The following is a 24,174-nucleotide window of genomic DNA, read 5'->3' on the forward strand; positions in this document are numbered from 1 at the left end:
GCGTCCGGGGTGTGGCGGCCGGTCGTCGAGCCCTCAACCCGCAAATTCTCGCTTTCAGGACAGACTCACGCGCTGCAACGCGGCAGTGTTTGACCAGACGGTGGGAGTTTGCGTCGTTCAGCTGACCCGCTCGACCACGCTGTCGCAGAGCTGGTCGAGGGCGTCACGGGCGATCCCGGCGGGCAACTGCCGGACGAGGGCACGTGCCACCTCGGCGCGCCTCCTCACCTCGGCCTTGGCCTCGTCCAGCACCGGGTGGGCCCGCAACCGGTCGAGGGCATCGGTGAGGGCCTCGTCGGTGTCGAGGTCGCCATCGATCAGCGCCAGCAACTCGGCATCGGCCGGGTCGTTGCCTTGCCGCAGCAAGAGTGTGGTGAGGGTGGGGACGCCTTCGCGCAGGTCGGTGCCGGGGGTCTTCCCGGTGACCTCCGAGGTGATGTCGATCAGGTCGTCCGAGAGCTGGAAGATCACACCGATCTCCTCGCCGAACTGTTCCAGCAGGTCGAGGGTCGCGGGTTCGGCGCCCGAGACCATGCCGCCGAAGCGGGCGGCTGCGGCGATCAGCGAGCCGGTCTTGTCGGCCACCACCTGCAGGTGGTGCTGCACGGGGTCGTCACCGGGCTGCGGACCGCGGGTCTCCGCAATCTGTCCGTGCACCAGTCGGGCGAAGGTGGCTGCCTGCAGCAGCACGTAGTCGGTGCCGAGGGTGGCGACGGTCGACGAGGCCCGGGCGAACAGGTAGTCCCCGACCAGGATGGCGATCGAGTTGCCGTAGAGGGCGTTGGCGCTGGCCGCACCCCGGCGCTTGTCCGCGGCGTCCATGACGTCGTCGTGGTAGAGCGAGGCCACATGGGTCAACTCGACCACGCAGGCGGCCTTCACCAGCGCCTCGTCCTCGACCGGGCCGCCGAACTGGCTGGCCAGGATCACCAGTTGGGGACGGAATCGCTTGCCGCCCGCCGCGATGATGTGCTGGCTGGCCTCGGTGACGTAGGGATTGCCGGCGATCGCGAGCTCGGCCAGTCGCTCCTCGACAACCTCGAGCCACTCGTTGATCTGTCCGCGGAACGCCTCGGCGGACTCCTCACGCGACGGCTCGCTCACACGCTCTCCCAGGTCTGCAGGGGCCGCACCGTGCGGCAGCCCCAGCCTATCGGTTGGCCCGCCACCCACCCGAATCGCCGAGGGTGCTGCCGTGGACGGTGCCGAGCCGGACGGGGCTGGGCCGGACACGGCTCACCAGATCGAGACCCGCTGGTCCTCGGGCAGCCACAGCGCGTCCGCCTCGGAGGTGCCGAACGCCTCGTAGAACGCGTCGACGTTGCGCACGATCTGGTTGCACCTGAACTCGGCGGGGGAGTGGGGGTCGGTGGCCAGCCGCTGCTTCAGCGCCTCGTCGCGGGTCTTCTGCTGCCAGATGGTGGCATAGCTGAGGAAGAACCGCTGTTCGCCGGTGAGCCCGTCGATGTCGTCCACGCCCTCGGGGTGGGCCAACCTCCATGCCTTCAGCGCGATCGAGACCCCGCCCAGGTCGCCGATGTTCTCGCCGATGGTCAGGGAACCGTTGACGTGCGGGGGGTTCTCCTCGTCGGCCAGCTGCTCGCACACCAGCGCGTCGTACTGGGCCTTCAGTGAGCCCGTCAGCTGCTCGAAGGCCGTCCGGTCGTCATCGGTCCACCAGTCACGCAGCCGACCATCGCCGTCGCAGGTCGATCCCTGGTCGTCGAAACCGTGCCCGATCTCGTGGCCGATCACCGCACCGATGCCGCCGTAGTTCACGGCGTCGTCGGCGTCGACGTTGAAGAACGGGGGCTGCAGGATGGCGGCGGGGAAGACGATCTCGTTGCGCAGCGGGTGGTAGTAGGCGTTCACGGTCTGGGGGGTCATCAGCCACTCCTCGCGATCGACGGGCTTGCCGATCTTGGCGAGTTCGTGGTCGAGCTCGAAGGACGAGGCCGCCGCCACGTTGGCCACCAGGTCGCCCGGGGTGACCTCCAACGCCGAGTAGTCACGCCACTTGGTGGGGTATCCGATCTTCGGGCTGAACTTCGACAACTTCGACAGTGCCTCCGCCCGGGTGTCCTCGCCCATCCAGTCCAGCGTGCCGATCGAGAGCCGGTAGGCCTCCAGCAGGTTGGCGACCAGTTCGTCCATGCGTTCCTTGGCGGCGGGCGGGAAGTGCCGCTCGACGTAGATCCGACCGATGGCCTCCCCGAGCACACCCTCGATCAGTCCGACGCTGCGCTTCCAGCGTGGACGCTGTTCGGGGATGCCCATCAGCGCCGTGGAGTAGAAGTCGAAGTGCGAGTCGACGAAGGCGCGGGACAGGTAGGGAGACAACGAGCTGATGGCCTTGCGGCGCGCCCAGGCGCGCCATGCAGGCAGGTCGCCCTCCGTCACGAGCGCGGGCAACTCGGCGAAGAAGCTCGGCTGCTCGTTGACCACCTCCGCGACCACCTCGGCGTCGATGGCGGCAGCATCCAGGAAGGAGTTCCAGGGCAGCGTGGAGCTGGCGGTGAACTCGTCCCAGGTCTGCAGGTTGTAGGCCTGCTTGAGGTCGCGGGTGCGCACCTTGTCCCAGTGCAGCTTCGCGATCCGGGTCTCGAGATCGACCACCAGGTCGGTCTGGGCCTCGGCGTCGGTGACTCCGGCCAACTCGAAGCAGCGCAGCACGTAGGCGCGGTACTGCTCGCGCACACCGGCGTGCTCGTCGGCGCGGTAGTACTCCTCGTCGGGGAGCCCGAGCCCGCCCTGCCAGCAGAACACGACCGGACGATCAGGGTTTCCCGGATCGGACTCGACCCCGAAGCCGACCGCACCCGACATGCCGGTCCGCAGGCTCCATCCCCAGTGACGCAGCAGGTCATCGGCGGTCGAGATGGCGTCGATCCGGGCCAGGATCGGGGTGAGTGGCGCCGCGCCGATCCCTTCGATGGTGTTCTCGTCCATGAAGGTGGCGTGCAGGGTGGCGATCTTCCAGGCCTCGCTGCCCTCGACCAGGCTGCCGTCGTCCAGCCCGGTGACGATGTCGCGCACGGCCTCCTCGGACTCGTCGCGCAGCGAGGTGAAGGCGCCCGCCGAGTGCTTGTCGGCATCGATCGTCGCCCGCCGCAGCCAACTGCCGTTCACGTGGCGGAACAGGTCGTCCTGGGGGCGGATGGTGGGATCGAACTCGGCGACGTTCAGCGCGGCTGTCATGCCGGCGAGCCTAGCGCGAGGAGCTCCCGTCGTGCCGAGGCAGGGGACCGGGTGGGCGGCCCACTCAGTTGATCCTCCACTCCAGCCTGATCCCGGTGCTGCTGGAGCCCGTCATGGCACCCGAGACCGTCGTGTTGACGTTCACGGGTTGGTTCGAGGTGCCGCCACCGCGGTACTCGGTGCGCAGGCGAAGGTTCAGGTTCACCGTCACCTGGGCCACGCTCTGGTCGCTCGCCGAGAGGGCAGGGTTGGCGGCGCCGATGGTGTCGGAGTCGATGCTCCAGCGCGGTGACCCGGGAACCAGCCCGGGGGCGCTCTCGACCGAGAAGGGGCAGTTCGCGGGGCTCAGTTCGCGTCGACTGACGCAGACGTCCAACGACCTTCGGGCTGCCTCGATGAACGCCGACCTGCCCGCCGGGGTGAGCGAGGGCGTGATCTGGTGGTCGGAGCTGTCGGGATAGTTGAGGTGGGGCACCGTCAGGGTGTTGCTGGCCGGGTAGGCCAGATAGGTCAGCCCCGTCGACATCACGTAGCGACCGGGCAGCAACTCCAGGGCGTTCTCCCAGTTGACCGAGACACCGTTCACCAGCAGGGGCAGGTGGTCGACAGCGGTGCCGACGGGGCGGAAGGTGACAGTGGCCTTCGTCAGCAGCCAGGAGCCGTTGTCCTGCTTGGCCACCCGATAGTTGGTGGTGACCCGCGTGCCGCCGAGCGAGTAGCTGGCGGGGATCTCGGTCGCGTTGTCGCCGGCCCGGGGCACGTCGATGTCGGTGATCGGCGCCTGTCGCAGCGACACCGCGTAGGCACGCCTGGTGACCACCCGCTGCGACCCGGTGCCGCTGGACTGGGCCAGTGCGAGCGCTGTGTCGGGGTCGCCCGCTGCCAGGGCGGTCAGGTACTGGCGCACGACCTCGTCACCCCTCAGCACCTTCACCTTCGCCGAGGCCGAGTTCTCGGGCACCTTGGTGGCGAGGTCGTCCTGGGTCTGGCGGAACCAGCGCACGTAGACGAAACCGGCGCCCACCCCGACGAGGATGACCGCCATCGCCCAGGCGAGGATGGCGCGCACCGGCACGCCGCCGCGCTGTCGGGGGGTCTGCGGGTCGGGGGCGACGAACCGTTGCTCGGGTGTGTGGAAGCGGGGGCGTCCGCCCTCGGCAGGCATGCCGGGGCGGGCGCGGGGGACGTCGTCGACGCGCACCACCGGGGGCAGTGAGGCAGGTGACCCAGCCGGCGATGTGCCCGTGGGACGACCCGCGAGGTGGGTCGCACCCTCCTCGTCAGAGGCCAGGGGCGGGGTGGCCCGGGGCCGGTACGTCGTCCGCGTCTCGTCGCCCCCGGAGGTCGCCTCCGGGCGCAGCACGGTCCGGTCCGTGTCGTCCCCCTCGGGCGAGGGATGACCGGTGGCGCCGGGTTCGTCGTTCATGGTCCAACCTTGGCCCACGAGCGGACCAGTGCCGCCGCCCTCAGGCGACGACCCAGACGTCCTTGCCGTCGAGCAGGGTCTGCAGCGCGTCCTCGGGATCGTCGGTGCCCTGCTGGGCCAGTTCGACCTGCTCGCGGGCGAGGTCGTCGTAGGCGGGGCGCTCGACATCGCGGAAGACACCGATCGGCGACTGGTGCATCACGCCCGAGTCGGTCAGCCTGCTCAGTTCGAACGCGAATGCCGGGTCGGCGCGGTGCGCGTCGTGCACGAGGATCTGGTCCTCGTCCACCTCGGCGGTGGCGGCCACGGTGAGCGAACCGGACGGGCCACGCACGATGCACTGCTGGCCGTCTCGCCCGAAGACGAGCTTCTCGCCGTGCACCAACGGGATCAGGGCGTCGGCGGCCGACGGGCCCTTGAGTTCCTCGAACGCACCGTCGTTGAAGATGGGGCAGTTCTGGTAGATCTCGATCAGGGAGGTGCCGCGGTGGTTCGCCGCAGCCTTCATCACCTCGGTCAGGTGCTTGCGGTCTGAGTCGATGGTGCGGGCGACGAAACTCGCCTCGGCACCCAGCGCCAGCGAAACCGGGTTGAACGGCTGGTCGAGCGACCCCAGCGGGGTGGACTTGGTGACCTTGCCGATCTCGGAGGTGGGCGAGTACTGCCCCTTGGTGAGCCCGTAGATCCGGTTGTTGAACAGCATGATCGTCATGTTGACGTTGCGCCGCATCGCGTGAATCAGGTGGTTGCCGCCGATCGAGAGGGCGTCGCCGTCACCGGTCACGACCCACACCCCCAGATCGGGACGAGTGGTGGCCACCCCGGTCGCGATGGCGGGTGCTCGTCCGTGGATGGAGTGCATGCCGTAGGAGTCGACGTAGTAGGGGAATCGCGAGGAGCAGCCGATGCCGGAGATGATCACCGTGTTCTCGCGGGTGATGCCGAATTCGGGCATCAGCCCCTGGAACGCCGCCAGGATCGCGTAGTCCCCACAACCCGGGCACCAGCGCACCTCCTGGTCGGAGGTGAAGTCCTTGCGGTTCAGTGGCTCCAGCGACAGGGGAACCCCTGCCAGCCCGCGGTAGGCGGGGCTTGCGGGGTGGCCCGTGGTGGGCTGCGTCGTCTCGGTGCTCATGGCTCTCACTTCTCGGTTGCGAGGCGGTCGATGGCCTCGGTCAGTTCGCCGGCGAGCTCACTCGGCGAGATGGGCAGGCCGCGCACACGCGAGAAGCACTGTGCGTCGACCAGGAACTTGGCGCGCAGCAGCATGGTGAGCTGACCCAGGTTCATCTCGGGCACGATCACCGTGTCGTAGCGCTTGAGGATGTCGCCCAGGTTGGCGGGCATCGGGTTCAGGTGGCGCAGGTGGATCTGCGCGATCCGTCGGTCGGTGGCACGAACGCGGCGGGCGGCTGCGGTGATCGGCCCATAGGTCGACCCCCACCCGACCACGAGCACCTTCGCCTCCCCCGACGGATCGTCGACGACGAGGTCGGGGATGTCGCGGACGATGCCGTCGACCTTCGCCTGCCGGGTTCGCACCATCAGTTCGTGGTTGGCGGGGTCGTAGCTGACGTTTCCGGTGTCGACGGCCTTCTCGATGCCGCCGATGCGGTGTTCCAGCCCGACGGTGCCGGGGACCGCCCACGGGCGCGCCAAGGTCTCGGGGTCACGCTTGTACGGCTGGAACACCTGCTTGCCTGAGCCGTCGACCGCGTTGGTGCCGGTGGCGAAACCCGGATCGATGGGCGGGATGCTGGCGATGGTGGGGATGCGCCATGGTTCGGCACCGTTCCCGAGGTATCCGTCGGACAACATGATCACCGGGGTGCGGTACTTGACGGCGATCCGTACCGCCTCCACGGCCGTGTCGAAGCAGTCGGCCGGTGAAGCCGCCGCGACCACGGGCACGGGGGACTCGCCGTTTCGTCCGTGGATGACCTGCAGCAGGTCGGCCTGTTCGGTCTTGGTGGGCATCCCGGTGGACGGCCCGGCGCGCTGCACGTCGACCACCACCAAGGGCAATTCGGTCATCAGGGCAAGGCCGATCGTCTCGGCCTTGAGTGCCATGCCCGGCCCCGAGGTCGAGGTGACCCCCAGCGCCCCGGCGAAGGAGGCACCGAGGGCGGCACCGACGGCCGCGATCTCGTCCTCGGCTTGGAAGGTGTAGACGCCGAAGTTCTTGCGCTTGCTCAGCTCGTGCAGCACGTCACTGGCCGGGGTGATCGGGTACGTGCCCAGGAACAGCTTCAGTCCGGCCTTCTGGGCGCCCGTGATCAGGCCGTAGGCGGTCGCGGCGTTGCCCGAGATCTGCCGGTAACGACCGGGGGGCATGGTCGCGGGGGAGACCTCGTAGCGGTGGGCGAACACCTCTGTGGTCTCGCCGAATGCGTACCCGGCCTTGTAGGCGGCGATGTTGGCGTCACGGATCGCGGGCTTCTTGGCGAATTTCTCTGCCAGGAAGCGCTCGGTTCCGCCGTCCTCACGGCTGTAGAGCCAGCTCAGCAGCCCCAGGGCGAACATGTTCTTGGCGCGGGAGGAGTCCTTGCGGCCGAGTCCGAACTGTTCGACGGCACCGATGGTCATGCCCGTCAGGTCGAGGGTGACCACCTGGTAGTTCTGCAGGGAGTCGTTCTCGAGCGGGTTCTCGTCGTAGCCCACCTTGGTCAGGTTGCGCTTGGTGAAGTCGGCGGTGTCGACGATCACCAGGCCACCGTGGGCCAGGTCGCCGATGTTCGCCTTGAGAGCGGCCGGGTTCATCGCCACCAACACGTCGGGGCGGTCGCCCGGGGTGACGATGTCGTAGTTGGCGAAGTGCAGCTGGAAGCTCGACACACCCGGCAGGGTCCCCTGTGGCGCTCGGATCTCGGCGGGGAAGTTGGGCAGGGTCGAGATGTCGTTGCCGAAGGTTGCTGCCTCGGCGGTGAATCGGTCACCGGTCAGCTGCATGCCGTCACCGGAGTCTCCGGCGAACCGGATCACGACGCGGTCGAGGGTCTGGACCTTCGTCACGCTTGCCTCTTGCTTTCCCGGGCTCGGGGGAGCCCTTGACCTGTGGTCCGCCGCGGTGTGCGACGCTGACCGTCGAGCTGGTGGGTGGTGCGCCGCCCGCGCCGTGGTCGCCGAAACGCCCTCCCGCGCAGACTCCGCACTGCCGCTCAACCTTACTCCGCAACCGTGCGCGCTCCGGAGTTGTTCCCGCACCGCGGAAGGGTTCCGACATCTGAGATGTCGTTAGTCTGTGCTGGTGACGTCAGCAGTCCAGACCCCGGTGATCGACTGGTTCGGCGACGGTCGGGTGGCCGTGGTCGACCTCTCCTTGGCGTGCTGTGCCGTCGAGTCGGAGTTCGCGGTTCCGGTGGGCGCTCCCAGGCTTGACAGGATCCCGGAGGGCGCGCAGGTGGTCGCCGTCGTCTCCGGGACGCTCACCGATCCGGTGGCCCGCCTGGTCGCCGACCGGGTCGAGGTGCTCCCCGAGTCGAGACGAGTCGTCGCGTTCGGCGCCTGCGCCTGCGCGGGCGGCCCGTACTGGGACTCGTATTCGGTGACCAAGGGGGTCGACCAACTGGTCGCCGTCGACCACTACATCCCGGGTTGCCCGCCTGCGCCGTCAGCCCTGGCCGAGTACGTGTCCTCCCTGGTCGGGGGCGTGGCATGAGCGCGTCGGCGGCTGGACCCGGACGAGTCGCCCCGGCAGCCTGGCTGGACGAGGTGCGGGCCGCGGTCGCCGAGGGCTTCGACTGGCTCGACTCCCTGCACGCGGTCGACGAGATCGGACGACCGGAGACCCCCGGTGGCCCCGAGCAGGTGCGCGTGGTCGTCCGGTTGTGGCGGGTTTCCGACGGCCTCTCGAGCGAGGGTCTGTCGGGCGGGGGAGGCCTGCGACGCGACAGCCTGCAGCTGCAGACCCGCGTCGACCGGGTCGGTGGGGTCCTGGACTCCCTGGCCGAGGTGCTGCCCGGGGCGGTGTGGCACGAGCGTGAGGTGCATGACTTCTTCGGGGTGCGGTTCGTCGGCGGCGACGATCGCCCGCTGTTGTGGCACCCCTCCGGGGTCGACGCACCGCCTGGCGCCGAGACACCGTCCGGCGCCGTTCAGGCGGAGGGCGAGACCCAAGTGCTGCGCCCGCTGCTGAAGGACTCCGTGCTGGTCTCGCGGGCAGGCCTCCCGTGGCCCGGTGCCAAGGACCCCGAGACCGACGGACGATCCCAGGCCTCCCGCCGGCGCACCCTGCCGGTGGGGGTGCCGGACCCCGAGAGCTGGGGACCCCTGGCCGCCGCCGACGTCGATCCTGCGGAGGTCGCCGCCGCCGTCTCCGGCGGCCGGGTGCGGAGGCGCCGATGACCGGAACCGGCCACGGCCGCATCGAACTGCTCGAGGACCGCTGCACCTCGTGCATGATCTGCGTGCGCGAGTGCCCCACGTGGTGCATCTCGATCGACTCCCACTCTGTGGTGATCGCGGACGAGGAACCGGCGGGCGCCCGTCCTCCGGGGCGACGGCGCGAACGCACCGCCAACGTGCTCGACAGCTTCGACATCGACTTCACCTTGTGCATGTACTGCGGCATCTGCATCGAGGAGTGCCCCTTCGACGCCCTGCAGTGGGCGGGCTCGCACGTGGCTGCCGGTGACTCGCGCGAGGCCCTGGTGCACGGTCGGGATGCGCTGGCCCCCATGGCGACCTCGGCTGCCGACGAGGCGGACGGGACCCCCGCCCCATGACCTTCTGGGGCGAACGCTGGCGGCAGTTGCTCGAGGCCTGGCGGGTCACCGACGTACGCCGGGGCATGTACGGCACGCTGCTGATCGCCGTCGGCTCGCTCACGCCCGCGTACCTGCCGCGCAATTCGCCGTGGTGGCCGATCATGCGCTGGGCCCACCTCGACAATCCCGTCGCCAAGGTCGCGTTCAACATCCTCGTGCTGGCGGGCGTGGCGCTGTTGGTGCAGGCCTGGTTCCGACTCCGTCCGCTGGGAGGGGCGGGGCACGGCATCGCCGAGACGTGGCACGACCTGCGGCACTGGGCCGTGCTGGCGATCTGGGGGGCACCGTTCTTCTTCGCCCCGCCCATCTTCAGTCACGACGCCTATTCCTACGCGGCCCAGGGCTGGATGCTGCACAACGGCGTCGACCCCTACCAGCAGGGGCCCGGCGTGCTGCCCGGGGGCTTCGCCGACCAGGTGGCCTGGGTGTGGCGCTTCACCCCGGCGCCCTACGGCCCGTTGGCGCTGCAGATGAGCCACCTGCTGGTCGACGTCTCTGGCTACGATCCCTACATCGCCGCCCTGCTCATGCGCGTCCCGGCGCTCGTCGGCGTCGGACTGATCGGTTTGTGCATCCCTCGCCTGGCGACCCTGATGCGCGTCGACCCGGCGTTCGCGGCCTGGTTCGCCACTCTCAACCCGGTGCTGGTGATCGACTTCATCGGTGGTGCCCACAACGATTCGCTGATGATGGGGCTGGTGGTCTTCGCCCTCTACGTCGCCCACAAGGTGCGCTGGGGCTGGTTGCCCGCGGCCGTGGTGGTGGCGATCGCCGCCACCATCAAACAGCCCGCTCTGTTGGCGGCCTACGTACTGCCGCTGGTGCGTCGTCCCTGGCGAACCTTCGCACCCTCGGACGGTGCCATCGTGATCTTCCGGGCGGTCGTCGCGCTGGGGCTGGCCACGGGTGTGTTCGCGCTCATCTCGGTGGTGACCGGGCTGTACTTCGGCTGGTACAACGCCGTCAACGTGCCGGGCCTCGTGGTCACGGTGTCACCGTTCACCGTGCTCGGTCAGGGACTGCAGCTGCTCTTCGAATCGGTGGGCTGGCGGCAGGCCGCCGAGGTCTCGGTGCGGTACTCGCGCGCCGTCGGACTGGTGGCCTCCGTGGTGGTCCTGGCCGTCGGCGCCGTCACGGTGGCTCGGCGTCGTCCGATCACCTACCTGACCTGGTCATACCTGGCGGTCGCGCTGTTCGCCCCGGCGCTGCACTCCTGGTACGTGCTCTGGGGTGGGCTGCTGCTGCCGCTGGCGCGGCCCAGCGCCAAGGTGGTGCGGGCTGCGATCGTGGCCACCATCGTGTTGCTGAGCTATGCCGCCGTGAACCTGTCGATGCGCAACGGCGCCATCGCCCTCGGTGTCGCGGCGCTGGCCGCCTACGGGTTCCAGGTCTGGGCGCACGAGCGCCAGGCCAACGCAGAGGTCGCGAAGGAGACTGCCGATGTCTGACGAGGTGCTGGTCGAGGTACGCGACGGGGTGGGAGTGATCACGCTCAACCGTCCCCGGGCCATCAACGCCCTGACCCACGCGATGATCCTGCGGATCGAGCGGGCCCTGACGGAGTGGGCCGAGGACGACCAGGTGCGCAGGATCCGCTTCGAGGGTGCTGGTGAGCGCGGGTTCTGTTCCGGTGCCGACGTCCGGGCGCTGCGCGAGGACGTGCTGGCGGGCGGTGACGGCGCCGTCCAGTTCTTCGCGGACGAGTACCGCGTCAACGCCCTGGTCGCCGACCACCCCAAGCCCACCCACGCGGTGATGTCGGGTGTCTGCATGGGCGGGGGCATGGGGCTGGCTGCCCACTGCACCCAGCGGGAGGGGGACGCCAGCACCCAGTTGGCCATGCCCGAGACGACCATCGGGCTGTTCCCCGACGTGGGCGTGCTGTTCCCGCTCTCGCGCATGCCCGGGCGGACCGGTGAGTGGATGGCGCTGACCGGCGCCTCCGTCGACTGCTCCTCGGCTCTGTGGGCGGGGCTGCTCACCGAGGTGGACGAACTGGCCGTCCATCCCGACTCGTCATGGTTGGCGACGTCACGTGGCTGGATCGATGACTGCTTCGCCGCAGACACCGTCGCCGACGTGCTCGAAGCCCTGACCTCGTCGGACGAACCCGACGCCCGCGCGGCCGCCGAGCTGATCTCGACCAAGTCCCCGCTGTCGGTGGCCGTCTCACTCGAGGCGCTCCGGCGGGCCCGCGGGATGGGCAGCGTGGGCGAGGTGCTGGCCCAGGACCTGACGCTGGCCAGGAACTTCATGCGTGACTCCGACTTCGTCGAGGGGGTCCGGGCCCAGTTGGTCGACAAGGACCGCGCGCCCGTCTGGAAGCACGCCGCCGGCGGGGTCGGGTCGGTGGGTGCCGACGAGGTGCTTCGCTACTTCGAGTAGGAGCCAGGCACGGGCCGCGTCGAATCCACCTCCTGGCCTTCCTGGGAGCTCTCCGGGAGGTTCCGGTGGCCGCGTACGGGGCCGGCGAAGATCGCCAGGTTGGCGATCGCCACCACCGCGCACATGCCCAGCATGGTGGCCCTGATACCGACGGGTCCCGACATCGCCCCCGCCACCACGGATGCCACCGGCATCAGCCCGAAGTTCACGAACTGCGAGGCCGTGGTGGAGCGGGCCATCAGCCGGTTGGGCACGTAACCCTGCCGCCAGGCCATTCGGATCACGTTCATCGCGCTGATGGCGAAGCCGACCGTCGCGAGGCCGACGAGCATCACGGCCAGCAGCACCCCGGAGCGGGCCCACGGCACGAGCAGGACGGACCCGGCAATCAGCGCGCTCAACCCCAGCAGCGCCCGCCCGCTTCCCCAGCGCGTGGCGAGGTGGGGGGCGAGCAGTGCCCCACCGATCGTCCCCACGGTGTTGCAGGCCATCGCCCAGCCGATGCCGGTCGGTGACAGGCCCACTTCGCGGACGAAGAAGAGCACCAGCAGGGTCTGGAAGCCGGTCAGTCCGAAGTTGGCGAAGCTGCCCAGCACCGTGAACCAACGCAGCAGGGGATCCCCGAAGGTGAAGCTGAGTCCCTCCTTGATGCCGGACCACAGCTGCGACCCGCCTTCGCGCCGGGGCTGGGGGGAGGGCTTCGAATGGTCGCGATCCTGCCGGGGCGCGAGTCGGATCCGGCTCAGAAGGACGGCTGAGACGAGGTAGCCCACGGCGTCCACCACCACCCCGAGGGCGGGGGCTATCACGGCCGCGAGTTGTCCCCCGATGGGGAGACCTGCCGTGACCCCGACCGCCTCACTGCCGGACAGCCACGAGTTCGCCCGGGGCAGTTGCCCACGTTCCACCAACTGGGGGATCAGCTTGCCCCGAGCCGGCTGGAAGAAGACCGCTGCGGTGCCCACGACGAGTTGCACGACCAACAACTGGCTGAGGCTCAGACTGTCGGCCAACCATGCGATGGGCAACGAGGCGAGGGCGGCGAAGGCCGCCAGGTCGGCCGCGATCATGACCCGCAGGGGCGGGAGGCGATCGATCCAGGCGCCCGCGGGGAGCCCGATCACCACCCACGGCAGCCAGGTGGCGGCCGTGATCAGTCCCACCCACAGCCCGCTGGCGTGCAGGCTCGAGATGGCAACCAGCGACAACAGCACCGACGAGATGGCGCTGCCGGTGATGGCCAGGGTCTGTGACGCGAACAGCAGGCCGAAACCGCGGTGGTGGTGGAGGGGTGAGGGCCCAGTCGGTGCGGGGGCCGTCACGGGGGGCGCGCTCGTTGGGGCAGTGGGCAGGGTTTCGGGCATGGCGGGGCCTGTGGAAGTGGCCATGGGATGGCTCCTCTGGGTCTGGCGAGGGTGCGGGGATGGTGCGGCGGGACGCCCGTCGGGGCGCCTTGGTCAGGGTCGGGCGGTGACCCCGCGGGCGGAGAAGAAGATCGATCGTGCGGTGTCGTCCCGCTCAGAGCGGTGACGGTCGGAGGCCTCGCGGAAGCCCTCGATGAGCTCGCCCAGTTGACGGTTCAGTTCGGTCAGCTCGTGGGGGGTCAGCTGCAACCAGGTCGACATCGCGAACGGCGCGTCACTCCACTCCTCGGGCAGGGGCTCGTGCATCGACTGCCGGAACAGGTCGAACTGGCGAGCCAGCATGAGTTCCTCGGCCTGCAGGGCCGTCTGGGCTGCGGCCGGGGTGAGGTCGGCCCGGTTCCAGGTCGTGCGCACCATCGGGCGTCGCCACCAGGTCTCGCGCCTGTCCTGGGCCAACTCCGGCGCACGCTCGACCAGGCCGGCGGCCTCCAGCGGCTTCAAATGGTGGCTGATCGAGCCGATGGCCTCGTCGAGGTCGTCCGACATCTGCGAGACCTTCATGGGGCCCTTGGCGCGCAGCAGGTCGAGGATCCGCAACCGCGTGGGGTGGGCGTAGGCGCGCAGCACGGCCGGGTCGGTGATGGTGCGTTCGGGGGTGTCCGGGTGCGGCTGACTCATGCCCTCAGGGTAGATCCACAAAAATCATTGCACAAGAGGTCTTGTGGAACTTGCCGGCCCATCGTCCCAGAGGTCGTAGTCGACGGTGACGGGGGAGTGGTCGGAGATCCGCGCCTCGTAACTGACGCTGCGATCGGTGCCCCCGTTGACGCCTGCCCTCGCCAGACGAGGGGTCGCCAGGTGGTAGTCGATCCGCCAGCCGGAATCGTTCGCCCACGACTGCCCGCGCCACGACCACCACGAGTACGGTCCGTCGGTGTCGGGATGCAAGCGGCGGACGACGTCGACCAGGGTGCGCGGGGAGGTGATGGAGCCGAACCACTCGCGTTCCTCGGGCAGGAATCCCTCGGAGCGCTGACTGGTGCGCCAGGTCTTGAGGTCCTTCCGGGTGTGGGCCACGTTGAAGTCGCCGAGCACGATGAACTCCCGACCCGCGGCGAGCGCGGCCCGGCGGGATCGTCCGAGTTGACGGGCGAGTCCGGCCAGGAACCTCATCTTGCGCTGGTACTTGGCCAACGACGCCTCGTCGGAGAAGGGTGTTCCCCCCTTGGGCAGGTAGAGCGAGGCAACGGTGAGCGGTCGATCGGCCAGGTCGACCTCGATGTACCGGCCTTCGTCGGCGAAGTGCCTGAGCTCACGGGCCAGGGTGGAGTGGTCGACCTCGACCGTGAGCGGATGGTCGGAGTCCAGATGGGCCACCAGTGATCCTTCGCCCCACGCCCGCACCGCAGCCGGGGCCTCCCGGGTCAGGACGGCCACCCCGTTGCGTCCGGGGATCGTGCCCGGGTGGTAGCTGAGGTGGTGCTCGCCGAAGGCGTCGCGGGGCAACTCGGTGAGGGGGCACCGCATCTCCTGCAGGGCGACGACATCGGGGTCGCGTTCGTTCAACCACCCGGTGAAGCCCCGGCGCTGCGCGGCGCGGATGCCGTTGACGTTGAACGTGGAGATTCTGAGCACGGCCCCACCCTAGGGGCGGCCCCAGACATTCCTTCGGTGACCTCTGTCAGTCGACGGGCGCCAGGTCCGCAGTGGCGGGACCCTCCAACCGGGTGCCGTCGGAGGTGAACCGCGACCCGTGCAGGGGACAGTCCCAGGAGCGCTCCGCGTCGTTCCAGGCCAGGACTCCACCCAGGTGCGTGCAGACCGCGCTCACGCTGCAGGTACGGCCGTCGACCGTCGACACGGCCCTCGGGCCGATCGGTCCCTGCTCGACCCGACCCTGTCCCTCGGCGGGGGCTCCCTCGTCCGCCTTGGTCGACCCGACCCGGTCGCGGACGATCCTCTCCAGGGTCTTGGCGACCTGTGCGCCGATCGATGCGGCGTCATGCCACCCGGTCACGTGATGACGCATGGCCGTCGCGTGGCCCGGGCTGCCGCCGAGCAGGTCGGCGGCCATGATCAACCCGGCTCCCGCACCCAGGGCCATGCCCCACTTGTCGTAGCCGGTGGCGGTCAGCACGGTGCCGTGACTCACCGGCAGGGCACCGATGAACGGCATGGCGGTGGCCAGCAGGTAGTCCTGCGCCGACCACGACCACAGCGGTTCGCCGACGCCGAAGTGCTCACGGGCCCAGGTATCCAGTTCCGCGACATGGGCCGTGGTGGAGCCGCCCTCGCCGACCGGGTGGCCGGCGCCGCCGACCAGGAGGACCGGGCAGTCGGATCCCACGGCCGTGCGCAACGAGCGTGCCGAGGCATCGAGCGACAGCGACATCGGGAACGACTCGGGGTCGATCCCCGACGGCAACGGGTAGGCGATCGCGTAGGACCGTTTCGCCTGTGACAACGCATTCTGGGCAGCCCCGCGGAAGCCAACCGGTGTCTGGGTGGCCATGATCACGGCATCGGCGCGCAGGTCCCCCGCCGAGGTGTGCACCGTCCACGGGTTCCCGCCGGACAGGCCAGTGACGCGGACCCCCTCGATCAGTTCCCCCTCGTGCGCCTCGAGTTCTGCCCGCAGGGCCGCGACGGCACCCATGGGGTCGACCTGTGCCTGGTCGGCCAGTGAGATCGCAGCGGTCGTCGTGAAGGGCAGCCCATGGGCGGCCTCGTCCATGATCTCCAGACCGGCCTCGCGTGCCACCTCCGCCTCGCGGTGCACACGCTGGGCGCCCTCGTCGGAGACGGCATAGGTCACGGCCGGCCGCGTCTGGACCGGTTCGCTGTGGGCTCGCATCAGGTCGAGCAGCCAGCCCTGGCCGATGCGGTTCGCCTCGACGTAGGAGCGCACGGCCTCGGCGCTGGCGTGCTGCCTGATCCGCTGCAGCCTGGCCCCTTGGAGCAGGCTCACCTTCGCGGTGGTGTGGCCAGTGGCTCCGGCGCCGGCCCGCCACGCCTCGACGACCACGGGATGGCGTCCTCCCCGGGCCAGTTCGACGGCGGCGCTCAGCCCCGTGACCCCCGCGCCGATGACGAGCACGTCGACGGCTGAGGGCAGGGCGGGGGAGGGCTCAGAGGCGGGGGTCGGAGCTGGCTGCTCACGCATCGCCCACCACATGGATTCACGGTCAGCAGGGATCGGCTTCACCATGAACGAATGCTACGCGTGGTCCGAGCGCTCCGTCGGGGAGCGTGTGAACCCTGTGGACGGTGCGTCAGCGATAGTTGGTGAACTGCACCGCGAAGTCGTAGTCGGCTTCCTTGATCATCTTCTGGACGACCTGCAGGTCGTCCCTGCTCTTGGACGAGACCCGGAGTTCGTCCCCCTGGATCAGGCACTTCACGCCCTTGGGCCCCTCGTCGCGCACGAGCTTGGAGATCTTCTTGGCGTTCTCCTGGGTGATGCCCTCCTCGGTCGAGGCGGTCATCTTCCACATCTTCCCCGACAGGCGAGGGTCGTCGGCCTTCACGGCCTTGAGGCTCACGCCACGCTTGATCAACTTCGACTGGAACACGTCCCAGACGGCCTTCACCCGGTCCTCGCCGTTGGACTCCATCTCGATGGTGGTCTCACCCGACCACTTGATCGATGAGTCGGTGTTCTTGAAGTCGAACCGCTGGCCCACCTCGCGGGCGGCCTGTCCGAGGGCGTTGTCGACCTCTTGGCGGTCGATCTTCGAGACGATGTCGAACGAGCTGTCCGAAGCCATGGCTGCCTCCTGGGAAGCGGTGGGGGCGGACGACCTGCTCGTCCACCGGTCAGACCCAACCTATCGAGTGGGCCGCCCATCCAGTTGGTGATGGAGCGTGAGGGTTTGCTATCGTTGCCGATCGCTGGGAAACCAGCACGGCAGGTTGCCCGAGTGGCCAAAGGGAGCGGTCTGTAAAACCGTCGGCGTCGTCCTACGTAGGTTCGAACCCTACACCTGCCACCAAGCCCCGGAATCGGATGGATTCCGGGGCTTTGTGCTTGTCATGGCGGGTTTCGGCGGGTGAGCCGAGGGCCGGTGTTCAGGCCAGGAGTCCGGCGGCGGCGATCGCCAGGGCGCTCCCGAACCGGGTCTCCCGCTCCTCGGGGGACATGTCTCCGGAGCCGTCCTTGAGGTGGTCGGAGACGGTCAGCACGGTGAGGGCTTCGCGGTCGTGCTCGAGCGCGCACTTGTAGAGTCCCGCCGCCTCCATCTCGACCCCGAGGGTGCCCAGCCTGTCGAGAGCCTGGATGATGTCGGCGCGCCCCGAGTAGAACAGGTCGGAGGAGTACACCGGTCCCACGTGCACCGAGGCACCTGCCAGGTCGTCGGCCGACCTGGCCGCGTCCACGGCCGCGCGCAGCATGTCGAAGCTCGCCGCCAGGCTGAGCGTCAGCCCGGGGGCATCGATCGTTGCCACGGGCGAATTGGTGTGCGCGGACGACCCGATGACCACGTCGCGCACCTTCACCTTCGACGAGATGCCACCGCAGGTGCCGACCCGGCAGATGCGCTGCACCCCGTAGTCGCGGTAGAGCTCGGTGGCGTAGATCGACAGCGTCGGGATGCCCATGCCCGAGGCCATCACGGACATCGGGGTGCCCTGGTAGGTGCCGGTGAAGCAACCGTTCCCGCGCACCTCGCTGACCAGCTTCGCGTCGGTCAGGAAGGTCTCGGCGATGCGGGCGGCGCGACGCGGGTCCCCGGGCATGAGCAGCAGGGGAGCGATCTCCCCGGGCTGGGCGGAGATGTGAGGAGTGGGCATGGGGGCTCCTGGGTCGAGGTGGCGGTGGGCGAGCGGTGAGGCCTCCGTGGGCAGGCAGGGCGGCGCTGGGCCGCCCGTGGGCGCTGCCAGTCTGCCAGCAGCAGCGTTGGCCGGGAGTGGGGCAGTGGGTCCCGGCGGGCAATCGTGCCGATCGTGTGCCCTGACAGCGATTGTTGCGGCTGGGGCGCGAGTTTTGCCACCACAGCACACGATCGGCACGATTGAGCCGCGGTGACCTCTGCGCCGCCGACAACCAGCGCCCGGGCGGGGGGAACAGAGCGCGCGCCGCCCCCGGCGCGGCCAGGAACCAGGGCTTCCCTTCGAGCCAGGGGGAACAAACGCTTGCCGGCCGACGTTGAACCCTCATCCACCGAGGTCAGCCGAGGTGTGACCCGGGGTGCCCGTGGCTCGTTTTGCGCGACCCGCGTCTCGTCCTGTAAGTTTCTTCTTCGGCTGGCCCCTATAGCTCAGTAGGCAGAGCGTCTCCATGGTAAGGAGAAGGTCTGCGGTTCGATTCCGCATGGGGGCTCGATGGAACCGGGTCTCGTGGCTTGCTGCGAGACCCGGACCCACCAGTGGCGGGGTAGCTCAGGGGTAGAGCAAGCGGCTCATAATCGCTGTGTCACGGGTTCAAATCCCGTCCTCGCTACCAACAAGCTCCCAGCACCACCCTTTTGAGAACGAGGACCATCATGGCCAAGAAGTCTTCCCAGGTTCGTCCGAAGATCACGCTTGCTTGCACCGAGTGCAAGGAGCGCAACTACATCTCGATGAAGAACCGCCGCAACGACCCCGATCGTCTCGATCTGAAGAAGTACTGCTCGCGCTGCAACGCGCACACGCTTCACCGCGAGACCCGCTGACCCTCGTTGCTCCGCACCACCCCGCTGGCCCAGCCAGCGGGGTTGTTGCATGTCTGGGCACTCTCACGGCGCCCATCGACGACCCGCCCACGACCCCGCCCCGCCCTGCGTCGGGGCACTAGCCTTGGGGCCATGCCGATCACGCCCGAACATGTCGGTCGCCGCTATCCGGTGACGAAGCCCTACCTCGTCAACCAGGCCAAGATCGACGAGTTCCGAATGGCCGTGGGCGACCGCACCACAGGCCCGCAGGCCCCCGGAACCTTCGCAATGGTGATCGGGGCGCTCGCGTGGGACGGCCTGTTCGCCGACCCCGAGTTGGGTCTGGGGCTGCACCGCACCATGCACGCCGACCAGCGCTTCGCCTGGAACCGGCAGCTGCGAGCCGGTGACGAGATCAAGGCGGTGCTCGTCGTCGACAAGGTGCGCAACCGCGGCAACGTCGACATGATCACGGTCACGGTCGACCTCAGCACAACCGATGGGGAACAGGTCTGCACCGCCACCTCCACCCTGATCCACACCCGCGAGGAGGCCTGAGATGGCACGCACGCCCCTGACCGCGGGTGACGGTTTCGGACCCGTCGAGGTCCGCGTCACCCGCACCGACCTCGTGCGTTATGCGGGTGCGTCGGGCGACTTCAACCCGATCCACCACTCCGATCGTGCCGCCCGCGAGCTCGGTCTGGACACCCCCATCGCCCACGGCATGTGGACGATGGGCCGCGCCCTCAGCGAGGTCAGCGCCTGGCTGGAGATCACCGGACGTACCCCCGACGACCTTGCCGGCTACTTCGTCCGGTTCACCCGACCCGTCCCCGTCCCCGACACGGCCGAGGGCACCGCGATCACCATCGCGGGCCGGGTGGCCGCGGTGGCTGACGACCTGGCCGTCGTCCAGCTCGAGGTCTCTCTGGACGACCAGACAGTTCTCGGCAACGCGAAGGTTGAGGTGCGCGCATGAACGAGGGACCCATCACGGTCACTCCCGCGTCGTCCACCACGGACGAGTTCCGGGACGACACCCTCGAGACCTCGATGCGGGCCGACAGCTGCCGGATCACCGACCAGGTCGACACGCAGGGGCCGGCCACCGACCTCTCGTCGAGCCCACGGTTGGCCGAGCACACCACCTTCCGGGTGGGGGGTCCGGCGCGGACGTTCGTGCGCGCCACCACCGAGGCGCAGATCATCGAGACGGTCAGCGCGGCCGACCGTGACGGCGTGCCGGTGATGGTGCTCTCGGGCGGCTCCAACCTGCTGGTGGCCGACGAGGGCTTCCCGGGCACCGTCGTCAAGATCGCGTGGCGGGGGATCACGGCCCAGGTGAGTGACTGTGGAGGGGCCTTCGTCACCGTCAACGCCGGTGAGAGCTGGGACGATCTGGTCGCGTTCGCCGTGGCCAAGCAGTGGATCGGCGTCGAGGCGCTCTCGGGCATCCCCGGGCTGGTCGGATCGACACCCATCCAGAACGTCGGCGCCTACGGAACCGAGGTGAGCCAGACGATCGCTCGGGTGCGCACGTGGGACCGCCAGCAGAACAAGGTGGCGAGCTTTGCTGCCTCCGACTGCGACTTCGGCTACCGCACCAGCCGTTTCAAGCGAGAGCCGGAGCGGTACGTGGTGCTGCAGGTGAGCTTCCAGTTCGAACTGGGCGACCTGTCGATGCCCATCCGCTACCCCGAACTCGCCCGTGCCCTGGGGGTGGACGTCGGCCATCGGGCCCCACTGACCCGGGTGCGCGAGGCCGTGCTCGCCATCCGCCGCTCGAAGGGCATGGTCGTCGACCCCGATGACCGCGACTCGTGGAGTGCCGGCTCCTTCTTCACCAACCCACTGCTCTCACCCGAGCAGGCAGCCGATCTGCCCGAGGACGCACCCCGCTACCCCCAGCTCGACGGCCTCGTCAAGACCTCGGCTGCCTGGCTGATCCAGCACGCCGGGTTCGACAAGGGCTTCGGTGCCGACCTGGGTTCGGGCAGAGCCAGGTTGTCGTCCAAACACACCTTGGCCCTGACCAACCACTCCGATGCCACCGCCGCCGACGTGCTCACCCTCGCCCGCACGGTGCGTGACGGAGTCAGTGAGGCGTTCGGGGTCGTGCTGGTACCCGAACCGGTGCTTGTCGGCTGCAGCCTGTGAGTTGGTGACCAGGGCGACCAGCGAATGGCGATCGTCCGGGTCCCGGTACCCCCCACCCGGGTGCGCCTTCCACGGCCACGGCTTCGTCCCGTCGCCGGTGCGCACTTCTGCGACACTGACGCCATGACCGACAATGGGCGCATGAGCGCATTCGCAGATCTTTCCGCAGACCAGCGGGCCGACCTCGCCGAGCAGCAGTTGTCGCTGTACGAGGAGCTGAAGGCTCGCGGGCTGAAGCTCGACATCACGCGCGGCAAGCCCTCGTCCTCGCAACTCGACCTCTCGAACGCCCTGCTCACCACGCCCATCTCGCCCAAGTCGGCCGACGGCACCGATGTGCGCAACTACGGCGGCCTGAACGGGTTGATCGAACTGCGCCAGATCTTCGCGGAACTGCTCAACACCACCCCTGACCTGCTGCTGGCCGGCGACAACTCCAGCCTGTCGCTGATGCACGACACCATCGCCTTCGCGATGCTGCACGGGCTGCCCGGCGGTGAGCCGTGGGCCCGGCAGAAGGTCAGGTTCATCTGCCCCGTACCCGGCTACGACCGCCACTTCGCGATCTGCCAGGACCTGGGCATCGAGATGATCCCGGTCGACCTGGGTGACCACGGACCCGACCTCGACGAGGTGCGTGAGCTCGCCGCCGACCCGTCGGTCAAGGGCATGTGGGCGGTACCCATGTACGCCAACCCCACGGGCGTCACCTTCGACGAGGCCACCACGCGGGCACTGTTGTCGATGCCGGCTGCCGACGACTTCCGCATCATGTGGGACAACGCCTATGCCCTGCACCACCTCACCGCGGACGAGCCCGTGCCGCTGGACGTGATCTCCCTGGCCGCCGAGGAGGGCCATCCCGACCGGGTCTTCACCTACGCCTCGACCTCGAAGGTCACCTTCGCCGGCGACGGGGTCGCCTTCATGGGCGGTTCGAGGGCCAACCTCGACTGGTACCTCAGCCACTACGGCAAGCGTGCGATCGGGCCCGACAAGGTCAACCAGCTGCGCCACGCCACCTGGTTCAAGAACGCCGATGGCGTGCGCGCGCTGATGCGCAAGCACCGCGCGCTGATCGAGCCCAAGTTCGCGCTCGTGCTCGAGACCCTGCAACGCCGGCTCGGCAAGTACGGGGTCGCCACCTGGACCAAGCCGGCTGGTGGCTACTTCGTCACCCTCGACGTGGTGCCCGGCACCGCCACCCGCGTCGTCGCCCTCGCCAAGGAAGCGGGCATCGCCCTCACTCCGGCGGGTGCCTCCCACCCTCTTGGGCACGACCCGTACGATCGCACCATCCGGATCGCGCCGACCTTCCCCTCGCTGGGTGAGTTGACCGAAGCCATGGACGGACTGGCCACCTGCGTGTTGGTGGCTGCTCTCGAGCAGGACCCCACGCATCAAGCAGCAACCCACGAGGCCGCCCCCAGCCAGTAGGCCCCGAACCCTAAGGACTGAGATGACCAGCCCCGACGACGAACGAGCGCGACTCGCGGACGACGGCACCGCCGAAGAACGATCCGCGGCGCGACACCAGCGGCGCAAGGGGCGCCGGTTCGCGACCGTCTTCTTCTCCGTGTTCCTGGTGCTGTTGCTGGCCGGCGGGGCGGTCTTCGCCTACTACCTGACCCGGGTCAGCCGCGCGATCGACCACGTGAGCCGCAACCCGTCGATCATGCCGTCCGACCAAGGGGTGGACGGGACGCCGCGTCCGGCCGATCCGACGAACAAGACCGCCTCTGGCCAGCCGATGACCTTCGTCCTGATGGGCTCCGACTCGCGGGGATCCGACCAGGGACGCTCCGACTCGCTGATGGTGGCCTACCTGTCGGGCGACCGCAAGGACGTCTACCTGGTCTCGTTCCCCCGTGACATGTGGGTCACCATCCCGGGCAAGGGGCAGGCCAAGATCAACGCTGCCTACGCGTGGGGAGGTCCGCCGTTGACCATCTCGACGCTCGAGTCGATGCTGGCCGTGCGCATGCAGCACGCAGCCGTGATCGACTTCGAGGGTTTCATCAAGCTCACCGACGTGCTGGGTGGGGTGAGTGTCTACAACAAGCAGGCCTCGAAGTCCGACGGCTTCACCTTCCCCGAGGGGCAGATCACGATCCAGGGCAAGCAGGCACTGGCCTACGTGCGGGAGCGCCACGACCTGCAGCGCGGTGACCTCGACCGTGCGCAGCGGCAGCGAGATGTCGTCCAGGCGATCCTCAAGAAGACGATGACCCCCGAGACGATCGCCAACCCCGTGAAGTTCGGCAAGACGGTCGACACCTTCGCGGCCTGCATGACGGTCAGCGAGGACCTCGACTCCAAGACCATCCGCTCCGTCGCCACCCAGTTGCGGGTCAACCCCGAGACGGGCATCCACTCGCTGCAAGCGCCCATCGACGGTTTCGGCACGTCCAAGGACGGCCAGTCGATCGACGTGGTCGACAAGGTGGGGCTGGCGGAACTGGCGAAGGCCATGCAGACCGACACCATGGACCAGTACGCAGCCAAGTACGGCAGCTGACCGCCACTGCGCCGGTTCGACGGCCCGCACCAATTCGCCTACACTGATCCCTTGGTGGCTCCGCCGGTCCGACCCGTCGGTCAGCGTCGTCACCGAAGGGCAATAGCTCAATTGGCAGAGCAGCGGTCTCCAAAACCGCAGGTTGGGGGTTCAAGTCCCTCTTGCCCTGCGAGGCAGGATCGAGATGATCCTGCTGACCAGTCAGCACCAAGCCGAAAGGCACTACCGAAGGAACATCGTGGCCGACGACACCCCCTCGTCACCGGACGAGCGCGAGCCCGTCGACACCGGTGCACCCGAGGCGGCTGAGCAGCACGGCCCCGATGCCTCACACGAGGCCCAGGAGCTGACAGGGGCCGACGACGCGGAGCAGCTGACTCCGACTCCTGCTGCGGCCGCCCGCAGTTCTCGTCCCATTCGCAAGCAGCCCGAGTCGGCCGTGACCCGCAAGAAGGGCACCTCGACCCGCAGGCGCGACGTGGCCACGGCCGAGAAGTCAGCCCGCACCACTCCCGGCGTGTTCGTCAACCAGTCGGTGGCGGAGCTGCGCAAGGTGCTGTGGCCGACCGGCGACCAGTTGCGTCAGTACTTCGCCGTGGTGCTGGTGTTCGTGCTCATCATCATCGCCTACGTGGGTCTGCTGGACTTCGCCTTCGGGTGGGTCGTGCTGAAGCTCTTCGGCGCTGGCAAACCCTGAATCGGCTGACAACGGAAGAAGACG

At 68.9% G+C, this 24,174-nt stretch carries 23 protein-coding genes and 4 tRNA genes; 16 read left to right on the plus strand and 11 right to left on the minus strand.

What is annotated here, in order from left to right:
• Positions 1–117: 117 nt before the first annotated feature.
• The 5 genes from QQZ11_RS07740 to QQZ11_RS07760 form a co-directional block, all read right to left on the minus strand.
• Entirely contained in the window at positions 118–1,104 is a 987-nt protein-coding gene (locus QQZ11_RS07740; RefSeq protein WP_284549692.1) for a polyprenyl synthetase family protein, read from the minus strand.
• 132 nt (positions 1,105–1,236) lie between these two features.
• Entirely contained in the window at positions 1,237–3,198 is a 1,962-nt protein-coding gene (locus QQZ11_RS07745) for a M13 family metallopeptidase (protein WP_284549693.1), read from the minus strand.
• Between the two features lie 64 nt (positions 3,199–3,262).
• On the minus strand, positions 3,263–4,624 hold the full coding sequence (locus tag QQZ11_RS07750) for a hypothetical protein (RefSeq protein ID WP_284549695.1): 1,362 nt from the start codon (positions 4,622–4,624) through the stop codon (positions 3,263–3,265).
• A gap of 40 nt (positions 4,625–4,664) precedes the next feature.
• Positions 4,665–5,759, minus strand: a complete 1,095-nt coding sequence (locus QQZ11_RS07755) for a 2-oxoacid:ferredoxin oxidoreductase subunit beta (RefSeq protein WP_284549697.1) — start codon at positions 5,757–5,759, stop codon at positions 4,665–4,667.
• A gap of 5 nt (positions 5,760–5,764) precedes the next feature.
• The gene (locus QQZ11_RS07760) at positions 5,765–7,636 is read right to left on the minus strand and encodes a 2-oxoacid:acceptor oxidoreductase subunit alpha (protein ID WP_284549699.1); all 1,872 of its coding nucleotides are present in this window, start codon (positions 7,634–7,636) and stop codon (positions 5,765–5,767) included.
• A 235-nt stretch (positions 7,637–7,871) separates the two neighbouring features.
• Here QQZ11_RS07760 and QQZ11_RS07765 point away from each other — a divergent pair, with 235 nt between their 5' ends.
• Genes QQZ11_RS07765 through QQZ11_RS07785 form a run of 5 tightly spaced genes read left to right on the plus strand, consistent with a single transcriptional unit; the run spans position 7,872 to position 11,775 of the window.
• Complete coding sequence (locus QQZ11_RS07765) at positions 7,872–8,282, plus strand: NADH-quinone oxidoreductase subunit B (protein WP_245558925.1); 411 nt, start codon at positions 7,872–7,874, stop codon at positions 8,280–8,282.
• Positions 8,279–8,968 (plus strand): NADH-quinone oxidoreductase subunit C, encoded by a 690-nt coding sequence (locus tag QQZ11_RS07770; RefSeq protein WP_284549701.1) that lies wholly within the window; start codon positions 8,279–8,281, stop codon positions 8,966–8,968. The genes QQZ11_RS07765 and QQZ11_RS07770 overlap by 4 nt, the downstream gene beginning before the upstream one ends.
• Positions 8,965–9,348 carry a 4Fe-4S binding protein gene (locus tag QQZ11_RS07775; protein WP_342395066.1) on the plus strand — a complete coding sequence of 128 codons (384 nt, stop codon included), beginning with the start codon at positions 8,965–8,967 and terminating at the stop codon, positions 9,346–9,348. Before QQZ11_RS07770 ends, QQZ11_RS07775 begins: the two co-directional genes overlap by 4 nt.
• Complete coding sequence (gene mptB, locus QQZ11_RS07780) at positions 9,345–10,838, plus strand: polyprenol phosphomannose-dependent alpha 1,6 mannosyltransferase MptB (protein WP_284549702.1); 1,494 nt, start codon at positions 9,345–9,347, stop codon at positions 10,836–10,838. Before QQZ11_RS07775 ends, mptB begins: the two co-directional genes overlap by 4 nt.
• A complete protein-coding gene (locus QQZ11_RS07785) occupies positions 10,831–11,775 on the plus strand; it encodes an enoyl-CoA hydratase/isomerase family protein (protein WP_284549703.1) in 945 nt (314 codons plus the stop codon). The genes mptB and QQZ11_RS07785 overlap by 8 nt, the downstream gene beginning before the upstream one ends.
• Here the strand turns inward: QQZ11_RS07785 and QQZ11_RS07790 are convergent.
• The 5 genes from QQZ11_RS07790 to QQZ11_RS07810 all read right to left on the minus strand — a co-directional run bounded on the left by QQZ11_RS07790 (position 11,763) and on the right by QQZ11_RS07810 (position 16,906).
• Positions 11,763–13,163, minus strand: coding sequence for an MFS transporter (locus tag QQZ11_RS07790; protein WP_284549705.1), 1,401 nt, complete (start codon positions 13,161–13,163; stop codon positions 11,763–11,765). The genes QQZ11_RS07785 and QQZ11_RS07790 overlap by 13 nt on opposite strands.
• 69 nt (positions 13,164–13,232) lie before the next feature.
• The gene (locus QQZ11_RS07795) at positions 13,233–13,817 is read right to left on the minus strand and encodes an ArsR/SmtB family transcription factor (RefSeq protein ID WP_284549706.1); all 585 of its coding nucleotides are present in this window, start codon (positions 13,815–13,817) and stop codon (positions 13,233–13,235) included.
• A 24-nt stretch (positions 13,818–13,841) separates the two neighbouring features.
• Entirely contained in the window at positions 13,842–14,774 is a 933-nt protein-coding gene (locus QQZ11_RS07800) for an exodeoxyribonuclease III (protein WP_284549708.1), read from the minus strand.
• Between the two features lie 46 nt (positions 14,775–14,820).
• Positions 14,821–16,347: an FAD-dependent oxidoreductase gene (locus QQZ11_RS07805; protein ID WP_284549710.1), complete on the minus strand. Its 1,527-nt coding sequence runs from the start codon at positions 16,345–16,347 to the stop codon at positions 14,821–14,823.
• Positions 16,348–16,411: 64 nt separating this feature from the next.
• Positions 16,412–16,906, minus strand: coding sequence for a YajQ family cyclic di-GMP-binding protein (locus QQZ11_RS07810; RefSeq protein WP_022910962.1), 495 nt, complete (start codon positions 16,904–16,906; stop codon positions 16,412–16,414).
• 139 nt (positions 16,907–17,045) lie between these two features.
• On the opposite strand from QQZ11_RS07810, the gene QQZ11_RS07815 reads away from it, so the two are divergent.
• Positions 17,046–17,131: transfer RNA gene (locus QQZ11_RS07815), tRNA-Tyr, on the plus strand.
• 76 nt (positions 17,132–17,207) lie between these two features.
• Here QQZ11_RS07815 and deoD read toward each other — a convergent pair.
• Complete coding sequence (gene deoD / locus QQZ11_RS07820; RefSeq protein ID WP_284549712.1) at positions 17,208–17,930, minus strand: purine-nucleoside phosphorylase; 723 nt, start codon at positions 17,928–17,930, stop codon at positions 17,208–17,210.
• Between the two features lie 456 nt (positions 17,931–18,386).
• Between deoD and QQZ11_RS07825 the strand changes: the two genes are divergently transcribed.
• From QQZ11_RS07825 to secE, 10 genes are all read left to right on the plus strand, one after another.
• Positions 18,387–18,459: transfer RNA gene (locus tag QQZ11_RS07825), tRNA-Thr, on the plus strand.
• Positions 18,460–18,507: 48 nt separating this feature from the next.
• Positions 18,508–18,582: transfer RNA gene (locus QQZ11_RS07830), tRNA-Met, on the plus strand.
• 40 nt (positions 18,583–18,622) lie between these two features.
• Positions 18,623–18,793, plus strand: a complete 171-nt coding sequence (rpmG, locus tag QQZ11_RS07835) for a 50S ribosomal protein L33 (RefSeq protein WP_022910960.1) — start codon at positions 18,623–18,625, stop codon at positions 18,791–18,793.
• Positions 18,794–18,925: 132 nt separating this feature from the next.
• On the plus strand, positions 18,926–19,333 hold the full coding sequence (locus QQZ11_RS07840; protein WP_284549714.1) for an FAS1-like dehydratase domain-containing protein: 408 nt from the start codon (positions 18,926–18,928) through the stop codon (positions 19,331–19,333).
• A 1-nt stretch (position 19,334) separates the two neighbouring features.
• Positions 19,335–19,757 (plus strand): MaoC/PaaZ C-terminal domain-containing protein, encoded by a 423-nt coding sequence (locus QQZ11_RS07845; RefSeq protein ID WP_284549715.1) that lies wholly within the window; start codon positions 19,335–19,337, stop codon positions 19,755–19,757.
• Positions 19,754–20,935 (plus strand): UDP-N-acetylmuramate dehydrogenase, encoded by a 1,182-nt coding sequence (locus tag QQZ11_RS07850; RefSeq protein ID WP_284549716.1) that lies wholly within the window; start codon positions 19,754–19,756, stop codon positions 20,933–20,935. Before QQZ11_RS07845 ends, QQZ11_RS07850 begins: the two co-directional genes overlap by 4 nt.
• Positions 20,936–21,076: 141 nt before the next feature.
• Positions 21,077–22,372 (plus strand): aminotransferase class I/II-fold pyridoxal phosphate-dependent enzyme, encoded by a 1,296-nt coding sequence (locus tag QQZ11_RS07855; protein WP_284549717.1) that lies wholly within the window; start codon positions 21,077–21,079, stop codon positions 22,370–22,372.
• Positions 22,373–22,394: 22 nt separating this feature from the next.
• The gene (locus QQZ11_RS07860) at positions 22,395–23,453 is read left to right on the plus strand and encodes an LCP family protein (protein WP_284549718.1); all 1,059 of its coding nucleotides are present in this window, start codon (positions 22,395–22,397) and stop codon (positions 23,451–23,453) included.
• Positions 23,454–23,549: 96 nt separating this feature from the next.
• Positions 23,550–23,622 (plus strand) — tRNA-Trp (locus tag QQZ11_RS07865).
• Between the two features lie 15 nt (positions 23,623–23,637).
• The gene (secE, locus tag QQZ11_RS13655; protein WP_446698819.1) at positions 23,638–24,150 is read left to right on the plus strand and encodes a preprotein translocase subunit SecE; all 513 of its coding nucleotides are present in this window, start codon (positions 23,638–23,640) and stop codon (positions 24,148–24,150) included.
• Positions 24,151–24,174: the final 24 nt, after the last annotated feature.

The organism is Aestuariimicrobium sp. T2.26MG-19.2B, from assembly GCF_950101875.1.
GTDB classification, from domain to species: domain Bacteria; phylum Actinomycetota; class Actinomycetes; order Propionibacteriales; family Propionibacteriaceae; genus Aestuariimicrobium; species Aestuariimicrobium kwangyangense.